The organism is Enterobacter sp. B79-1, from assembly GCF_057444735.1.
In genome coordinates this window covers 108,519-116,605 of the sequence record NZ_JBYAZJ010000010.1, presented here as the reverse complement: position 1 = coordinate 116,605, position 8,087 = coordinate 108,519, and the positions used below count along the sequence as shown (strand labels likewise).

Genomic DNA, 8,087 nt, shown 5'->3' with positions numbered 1-8,087 from the left:
GAGACTTGGTATTCATTTATTGTCCGAAGACATTAAGAATCCATGTCACTTTGAGTGCCCACACAGATTGTCTGATAAATTGTTAAAGAGCAGTGCAACGCGGCTTTCGCTCACCGTTGCGAGGTCCCGTATATTACGTTTTCCTCATTCAGAGTCAAGCAATTATTTTTACTTTTCTCTGTTGGCGTCCATCTCTGAACCCCGCTAACCCGGCGGCCTGCAAGCCGTTGTTCCGTGTCAGTGGAGGCGCATTATAGGGAGTTCTCAGACGTTGACAACCCCTCTTTTAAAAAAAACGTTTAACCGTCTCTTTTTTGCGCAAAACTGTGTCAGAGCGCCAGTTTTTCGAGCGTTTCAAACCCATAACGGTGTAAAACGGGTAAAAGTTGCTCAGTTTCTTTTGTTATCGCCATACAAAAAGCGATATTCGCGTCAGACGATTTTGCATCCGGCGCTTCATGTTCCAGCAGCCAGGCCGTGCGTCGAGCAATGGCAGCACCAGAATCCACCAGCCGAGTTCCTTCCGGGAGAACCTCTAACAGTTCTTCCTGTAATAGAGGGAAGTGAGTGCAGCCCAGCACAACCGTATCCGGTGGCTCCGGCATCCGCAGCCACGGGCGAAGAATGCGACGCAACTCGTCGAGTGATACCGCCTCTCCGTGCAACTTGGCTTCCGCCATCTCCACCAGTTCTGCCGAACCCAGCATGGCGATCTGGCACTCATTGGCGAAACGGTCAATGAGCTCGCGCGTATAAGGACGTTTTACCGTTCCACGCGTGGCCAGCAAACCGACGATACCATTCGCCGTCAGACGTGCAGCGGGTTTAATTGCAGGCACAACACCCACAACCGGGAACGGGAATTTTTCACGCAGGGCAGGAAGGGAGACCGTGCTCGCCGTATTGCAGGCAATAACCGCCAGCGCCAGGGGATAGCGCTGTTGAACCGCAGTGACGATTTCAACCACACGCTCCACAATAAAGTCTTCACTCTTTTCCCCATACGGGAACGCGACGTTATCGAAGGCGTAGATATAATGGAGATCCGGCAGCAGATGCCGAATCTCATCATAGACCGAAAGCCCACCGACGCCGGAATCAAACACCAGCACGGTGGGACGCGGATTAGAAGGTGTAGCTGCCAGACAAGGTGTATTCCCGTCCTGCAGTTTGATAGCCATAAACTGTCTCGTAATCTTTATCGAACAGGTTGGCTATTTTACCACGAACTGTGAGGTGAGAGGTGACAGGATATGAAACTGCGGCATCCCACAGGCTTACACCGCCCATTTTAACCTTTTGATACGGATAGGTTCCGAAGTTGGTGTCGTAACGCGTCCCCAGGTAATGGTAAGTCAGGCTCCAGTCGAGATCATAGATCTGGGTATCGAGCTGGTACTTCACCTGCTGCTTAGCACGACGATCAAGAAGTTCGTTGGTCGTCGCATTACGCGCATCAACATAGTCATATCCGACGGTATGCATCACCGGGCCAGTGTCAAATGACACCGTGGCTTCTACACCTTTAATGCGTGCTTTGCCGACGTTGTAATATTCCTGGAGGTTGTTATTGAAGTCGATAAGATTATCAACATCGTTACGGTAAGCGGAAACACGCCAGCTCACACCTGCCGTAAGCCCCTCGAATGCACCTTCCCACTGCTTGCTTTCTTCTGGATCAAGATGGTCGTTGCCATAATAGCCGTAAAGCTGCCCTAAATTAGGCGCTTTATATGCCGTGCCGTAAGAGGCGATAAACCGATAACCCTCAATGAATTCCCAGGCGGCACTGCTCTGCCAGGTACCATGGCGACCAAACTGAGAGTTATCGTCGCTACGGGCTGCTCCTTCGAGGGTAAAGTCGCCTAATTTTTGCAACCCGGTCAGATAGACGCCCGTGTTACGCAAGTCGTAGCCATTCGTGACATAGTTTGTGTTGGGCTCAGTGCTCTGTTTCTGCCAGTCGACACCCGCGCCAATGTTGCCGTGTCCGACGTCAACGGAGTTGGTCCACTGAACGTTGTACTGTTTGATTTCATCCAGCGTCGCCGTGGAGTCATAACGCCCCAGATGCGGATCGTAGTTAAAGTCTTTGCTGTGGCTGTAGCTGGAGAGCAACTGTGAATGGAAGATGTCCTCGTTAAAGCGCAACCCGGCATCCCATGTCTGACTATACAACTGGCGGGTATCAACCAATACATCAGGTGTAAATGCGCTGTAATAGCCGTCATAAGCGGTACGGTTGCTGTAGCCATAACCGCGCACAAAGCCACTCCACTGCTCAGAGAATGTATGTTCCAGCGCGCCGTATAGCGTTTTATTCATATAACCGTCGCGATCGGTCTGAGCAAGACCACCGTTGTTGCCGTCCGCGACCACATCAAAACCTTTGTTATAGGTGTAATCACCCGCCAGCGTCACGCGCGTGCTGTCGCCTAATGTTTGCTGCGTGCTGCCACCATAATTTTGGTAACCGTGCGAACCTACTCCCGCGTTCAGCGTTGTACCGTCTTTTGCTCGCGTGGTGATAATGTTCACCACGCCGCCAATCGCGTCTGAGCCATACACAGCAGAACGTGGTCCACGAATGTATTCGATTCGCTGTACCAGGGCGATCGGGAACTGGCTGAGATCTGACGATCCCGTGACACCCGCCTGGTTAAGGCGAATACCATCGACGAGAATCAGGACGTGACTGGAGTTGGTGCCACGTATAAAGAGAGAAGAGAGTTGCCCCATCCCGCCATTTTGCGCCGTATCCACGCCGGGCAAGCGGCGCATGACATCGATAACGGTCGTGGATTGCCAGCGATCAATATCTTCACGCGTTACAACCGAGGTTGCAGCCAGAACAGATTTTTCAGGTTGTTCAAAACGATTTGCCGTCACCACCAACGAGTCGGCACTGTCCTGCGCCCAGCCCGAAAATGCCGTGACGGACAACGCCGTCAACAGCGATACTTTTTTAATCATTGTTAAAGCATCCACAATATAAGAAGGATGCCGCAGGCCTCATCTATAGCACGCGATGATGAAACCAAATGCGACGTAATCCCGGCAGGTCTTCGGGCTAGGTGGCGTTATACGGATGAAGACTTCCCATTTTCACAGTGTCTACAACTCTCATCCCGCCAGTCTTTACCGCTGCGCGTCAGCTCCAGATTTACACTGGATTCCCTTTTCACTCTCAGGAGACCGGAAACAGAATGCTACAATTAGACACGTATAGATGTCCAGATAGCTATTGGCCATTAAATCTGGACATCCCCTGAACAATGCCTACAATCCCCGCGTAATTCTTTATCACTCAGGACGCATCATGACCCCAGAACACCTCCCGACAGAACAGTACGACGCGCAGCTGGCAGAGAAAGTCGTCCGCCTGCAAAGTATGATGACGCCTTTCAACGCGCCCGTTCCCGAGGTGTTCCGCTCTCCTGTCAGCCACTACCGCATGCGTGCCGAATTCCGCATCTGGCACGACGGTGACGATCTGTACCACATCATTTTCGATCAGCAGACGAAGTCCCGTATTCGCGTGGACAGCTTTCCGGCGGCGAGCGAGCTCATTAACCAGTTAATGAAGCTGATAATGGACGGCGTGCGCAACAACCCTGTGCTGCGCAACAAGCTGTTCCAGATTGACTACCTGACCACGCAAAGCAATCAGGCGATAGTCTCTCTGCTGTATCACAAAGCCTTGAACGACGAGTGGCGCGAGCAGGCAGAAGCGCTGCGCGATGCGCTACGCGCGCAGAACATCAACGTTCACCTGATTGGCCGCGCGACGAAAACTAAAATCATGCTCGACCAGGACTATATCGACGAGCGCCTGCCGGTAGCGGGTAAAGAGATGGTGTATCGTCAGGTCGAGAACAGCTTCACCCAGCCGAACGCCGCAATGAACGTGCAGATGCTGGAATGGGCGCTGAAAGCGACGGAAGGGTCTAAGGGCGATCTGCTGGAACTGTACTGCGGTAACGGCAACTTCTCGCTGGCGCTGGCGCGTAACTTCGATCGCGTGCTGGCAACGGAAATCGCCAAGCCGTCGGTTGCCGCCGCGCAGTACAACATTGCCGCTAACCATATCGACAACGTGCAGATCATTCGTATGGCGGCAGAAGAGTTCACGCAGGCGATGAACGGCGTACGCCAGTTTAACCGCCTGGAAGGGATCGATCTGAAGAGCTACCAGTGTGAGACGATTTTTGTCGACCCGCCGCGCAGTGGCCTGGACAGCGAAACCGAAAAGATGGTGCAGGCGTACCCGCGCATTTTGTACATCTCCTGTAACCCGGAGACGCTGTGCAAGAACCTCGAAACATTGAGCCAGACGCACAAGGTTGAACGTCTGGCGCTGTTCGATCAGTTCCCGTATACGCACCATATGGAGTGCGGCGTACTGCTCACGGCGAAGTAATGTGGGCCTTGTAGGGCAGGTAAGCGAAGCGCCACCTGCCAAAAAAGCCGGATGGCGCTTCGCTTATCCGGCCTACAATGACAAAACCCTTTACTCTGGTAACTGGCTCTTGCGGCTACGCATGCGCGAACCAATCCAGAACACCAGCGCCACAGACAGTACCGCCGGCAGGAAGTTAGAGCCGATATCCGGATACTCCGCGCGCACCACGGTGCTATACAGCAAGACGCCCAGAATAAAGCAGGCAGCGGCCAGCCCCGGTAACCCCACCGGCATGGTGCGGTTCAGGTAACGTTGATGCAGGCAGTACACCGTCAGCACCAGCGCAATAAGCGGGAAAATCGAAAACGGCACGATTGAGCTAAAAATAGCGGCAAACGTACCATTAATGGATAAGCCAGCGATCAATGCCAGCAACAGCGTCCCTTTATCCTGACCTGACTGTTTCATTACTCACCTTCACTCTTCGGTTTGATGTGCCAACTTCTCTTGTTCACGGCGATACCAGTAGTACGCACCTTTCGAAATCATGCGCAGCTGCAATACCAGTCGCTCTTCGAGCTGCTTGCGTTGTTCAATGCTGACATCCAGCGCTTCAGCACCTGCGCTGAAAACAATCGTCACCATGGCTTCGGCCTGTGCTTCAGTAAACGCACGCGGCATATGGTTTTCGAGTTCAAGATAGTCGGCAAGTTCCGCGATAAAGTGCTGAATTTCACGCGCGACGGCGGCACGAAACGCCGCCGATGTGCCCGAACGCTCGCGCAGAAGCAGACGAAACGCGTTGGGGTTATTGCCGATAAATTCCATAAAGGTCGACACGGAGGTGCGGATCACGCTGCCCCCTTTAGCGATACGCTGACGCGCCTGGCGCATCAGCTGCCTCAGCATTAACCCGCTCTCATCGACCATGGTCAGGCCCAGTTCATCCACATCACGGAAGTGACGATAGAAGGATGTTGGCGCAATTCCGGCCTCGCGTGCGACTTCGCGCAGACTCAAACTGGCAAAACTCCGCTCAGCACTCAGTTGACTGAATGCGGCTTCCACCAGCGAACGCCGGGTTTTCTCTTTTTGTTGTGCTCTTACGCCCATCACGATAGTTGAATCCTTCCAAAGGCCTGATGGCACTATACCAGAGAATAAAATTAATCTGTTTGCCTGGCTTTGTGAATGATTGTTTACGTGCGGTTTGTGCTCCACTGCCGGAAAAAAGCACAACGATAATTGGGTTACTCTGGCAATGATGTTATGATTCTGTTGCTTTTATGTATAAGAACAGGTAAGCCTTGCCATGCCACATTCCTACGATTACGACGCAATAGTTATTGGTTCCGGCCCCGGCGGCGAAGGCGCTGCTATGGGTCTGGTGAAACAGGGAGCCAGAGTAGCGGTCATTGAGCGCTACCATAATGTCGGCGGCGGTTGCACCCACTGGGGCACCATCCCTTCGAAAGCCCTCCGCCACGCCGTTAGCCGCATTATTGAATTTAACCAGAACCCTCTCTACAGCGACCACTCCCGACTTCTTCGTTCCTCCTTTGCCGACATCCTGAATCACGCGGATACCGTCATTAACCAGCAGACGCGCATGCGTCAGGGGTTTTATGAGCGTAACCACTGTGAGATTTTGCAGGGCAACGCGCATTTTGTGGATGAACATACCCTGGCGCTCGAATGCCACGACGGGTCGGTTGAAACCCTCACCGCCGAAAAATTTGTTATCGCCTGCGGTTCACGTCCATACCATCCGGCAGACGTGGACTTCTCGCACCCGCGCGTTTACGACAGCGACTCCATTCTCAGCCTGCAGCACGAACCACGCCATGTGATCATCTATGGCGCGGGCGTGATTGGCTGTGAATATGCGTCGATATTCCGCGGAATGGAGGTCAAAGTTGATCTCATCAATACCCGCGACCGCCTGCTGGCATTCCTCGATCAGGAGATGTCAGACTCCCTCTCCTATCACTTCTGGAACAGCGGCGTAGTCATTCGCCACAACGAAGAGTACGAGAAGATCGAAGGCTGCGACGACGGGGTGATCATGCACCTGAAGTCCGGCAAAAAGCTGAAAGCCGACTGCCTGCTGTACGCCAACGGCCGTACCGGCAACACGGATTCACTGAAGCTGGAAAATATCGGGCTTGAGACCGACAGCCGCGGTCAGCTGAAGGTCAACAGCATGTACCAGACCGCGCTACCGCACGTTTACGCGGTCGGCGACGTGATTGGTTACCCGAGCCTGGCCTCCGCCGCTTACGACCAGGGGCGCATTGCGGCTCAGGCGCTGGTAAAAGGCGAAGCGACGGCGCACCTGATCGAAGATATCCCAACGGGGATCTACACTATTCCTGAAATCAGTTCGGTCGGTAAAACCGAGCAGCAGCTGACGGCAATGAAGGTGCCTTACGAGGTGGGACGTGCCCAGTTTAAACATCTGGCGCGGGCGCAAATCGTGGGGATGAGCGTAGGTACGCTGAAGATCCTGTTCCATCGCGAGACGAAAGAGATCCTCGGTATTCACTGCTTCGGTGAACGCGCGGCGGAAATCATTCATATCGGCCAGGCAATAATGGAGCAGAAAGGTGGTGGTAACACCATCGAGTACTTCGTTAACACCACCTTTAACTACCCGACAATGGCGGAAGCCTACCGGGTAGCTGCGCTGAACGGCTTAAACCGCCTGTTTTAACGCGTTGTCAAAATGGCCATCCATCGAACCACGGATGGCCTCTGCCAGCTGCTCATAGCGGCTGCGCAGCGGTGAACCCGGACGATAAACGAGGCCAATGGTGCGACGCGGCTCCGGCTTGATGCACGGCAGATAGACTACGCCATCACGCTTACGCTCGCGCGGCACGGCCAGCGCAGGCAGCAGCGTAATTCCGCTTCCCGCCGCGACCATATTACGCAGCGTTTCCAGGCTGGTTGCGCGGAAATGGGTATCCTCATCCGCACCCGCTTCGAAGCAGAAGCCCATCGCCTGATCGCGCAGGCAGTGGCCATCTTCCAGCATCAGCAGCTTTTCACCGGCCAGATCGGCCATCGGCACGCGATCGCGGTTCGCCCACGGGTGATCTTCATAGATCGCCAGCATCATCGGCTCATCGAACAGCGGCACTTCAATAAAGGCTTCGCTCTCTTTCACCAGCGCCAGAATGGCGCAGTCGAGCTTGCCGCTATCTAACTGCGCCAGCAGCTGATGCGTTTGCGCTTCATGCAGGTACATTTCGAGTTTCGGGAACGTCTGGTGCAGCATCGGGATGATGTGCGGCAACAGGTACGGGCCAACGGTTGGGATCAGGCCGATATGCAGCGGGCCGGACATCGCCTCCCCCTGCTGGCTTGCCATTTCCTTGAGCACTTTGACCTCGCGCAGCACGGTGCGCGCCTGATCCACCAGCAGCAGACCTGCCTGTGTGAACAGAACCTTACGACTGGTGCGCTCCAGCAGCATCACGCCCAGCTCGTCTTCCAGCTTGCGGATCTGACCGCTCAGCGTGGGCTGGCTGACGTGGCAGGAATCTGCCGCGCGGCGAAAGTGACGATGCTCGGCTAACGCTACCAGGTATTCAAGATCACGAATATTCATTATTCATCCTCCGTCGCCACGATAGTTCATGGCGATAGATAGCATAGCAACGAACGATTATCCCTATCAAGC

7 protein-coding genes and 1 riboswitch are annotated in these 8,087 nt (G+C 54.2%); of the genes, 2 read left to right on the top strand and 5 right to left on the bottom strand.

Annotated elements, in window-relative coordinates; all coding sequences use genetic code 11:
* Positions 1 to 329: 329 nt before the first annotated feature.
* Positions 330 to 1,181: a glutamate racemase gene (gene murI / locus AC2T6E_RS21345; protein ID WP_089601530.1), complete on the bottom strand. Its 852-nt coding sequence runs from the start codon at positions 1,179 to 1,181 to the stop codon at positions 330 to 332.
* The gene (gene btuB, locus AC2T6E_RS21340; protein WP_486693177.1) at positions 1,126 to 2,973 is read right to left on the bottom strand and encodes a TonB-dependent vitamin B12 receptor BtuB; all 1,848 of its coding nucleotides are present in this window, start codon (positions 2,971 to 2,973) and stop codon (positions 1,126 to 1,128) included. The genes murI and btuB overlap by 56 nt, the downstream gene beginning before the upstream one ends.
* A 66-nt stretch (positions 2,974 to 3,039) precedes the next feature.
* Positions 3,040 to 3,215, bottom strand: a riboswitch (cobalamin riboswitch).
* Between the two features lie 104 nt (positions 3,216 to 3,319).
* Between btuB and trmA the strand changes: the two genes are divergently transcribed.
* Complete coding sequence (trmA, locus tag AC2T6E_RS21335; RefSeq protein WP_108417926.1) at positions 3,320 to 4,420, top strand: tRNA (uridine(54)-C5)-methyltransferase TrmA; 1,101 nt, start codon at positions 3,320 to 3,322, stop codon at positions 4,418 to 4,420.
* A 90-nt stretch (positions 4,421 to 4,510) separates the two neighbouring features.
* On the opposite strand, the gene AC2T6E_RS21330 is transcribed toward trmA, so the two are convergent.
* Both AC2T6E_RS21330 and fabR read right to left on the bottom strand, forming a co-directional pair.
* On the bottom strand, positions 4,511 to 4,870 hold the full coding sequence (locus tag AC2T6E_RS21330; protein ID WP_042713638.1) for a YijD family membrane protein: 360 nt from the start codon (positions 4,868 to 4,870) through the stop codon (positions 4,511 to 4,513).
* 9 nt (positions 4,871 to 4,879) lie between these two features.
* The gene (gene fabR, locus AC2T6E_RS21325; protein ID WP_008501784.1) at positions 4,880 to 5,518 is read right to left on the bottom strand and encodes an HTH-type transcriptional repressor FabR; all 639 of its coding nucleotides are present in this window, start codon (positions 5,516 to 5,518) and stop codon (positions 4,880 to 4,882) included.
* A gap of 196 nt (positions 5,519 to 5,714) precedes the next feature.
* On the opposite strand from fabR, the gene sthA reads away from it, so the two are divergent.
* The gene (sthA, locus tag AC2T6E_RS21320) at positions 5,715 to 7,115 is read left to right on the top strand and encodes a Si-specific NAD(P)(+) transhydrogenase (RefSeq protein ID WP_042713640.1); all 1,401 of its coding nucleotides are present in this window, start codon (positions 5,715 to 5,717) and stop codon (positions 7,113 to 7,115) included.
* Here the strand turns inward: sthA and oxyR are convergent.
* Positions 7,098 to 8,015 (bottom strand): DNA-binding transcriptional regulator OxyR, encoded by a 918-nt coding sequence (gene oxyR, locus AC2T6E_RS21315; RefSeq protein WP_014172176.1) that lies wholly within the window; start codon positions 8,013 to 8,015, stop codon positions 7,098 to 7,100. The two genes, sthA and oxyR, sit on opposite strands and share 18 nt — an antisense overlap.
* Positions 8,016 to 8,087 lie beyond the last annotated feature (72 nt).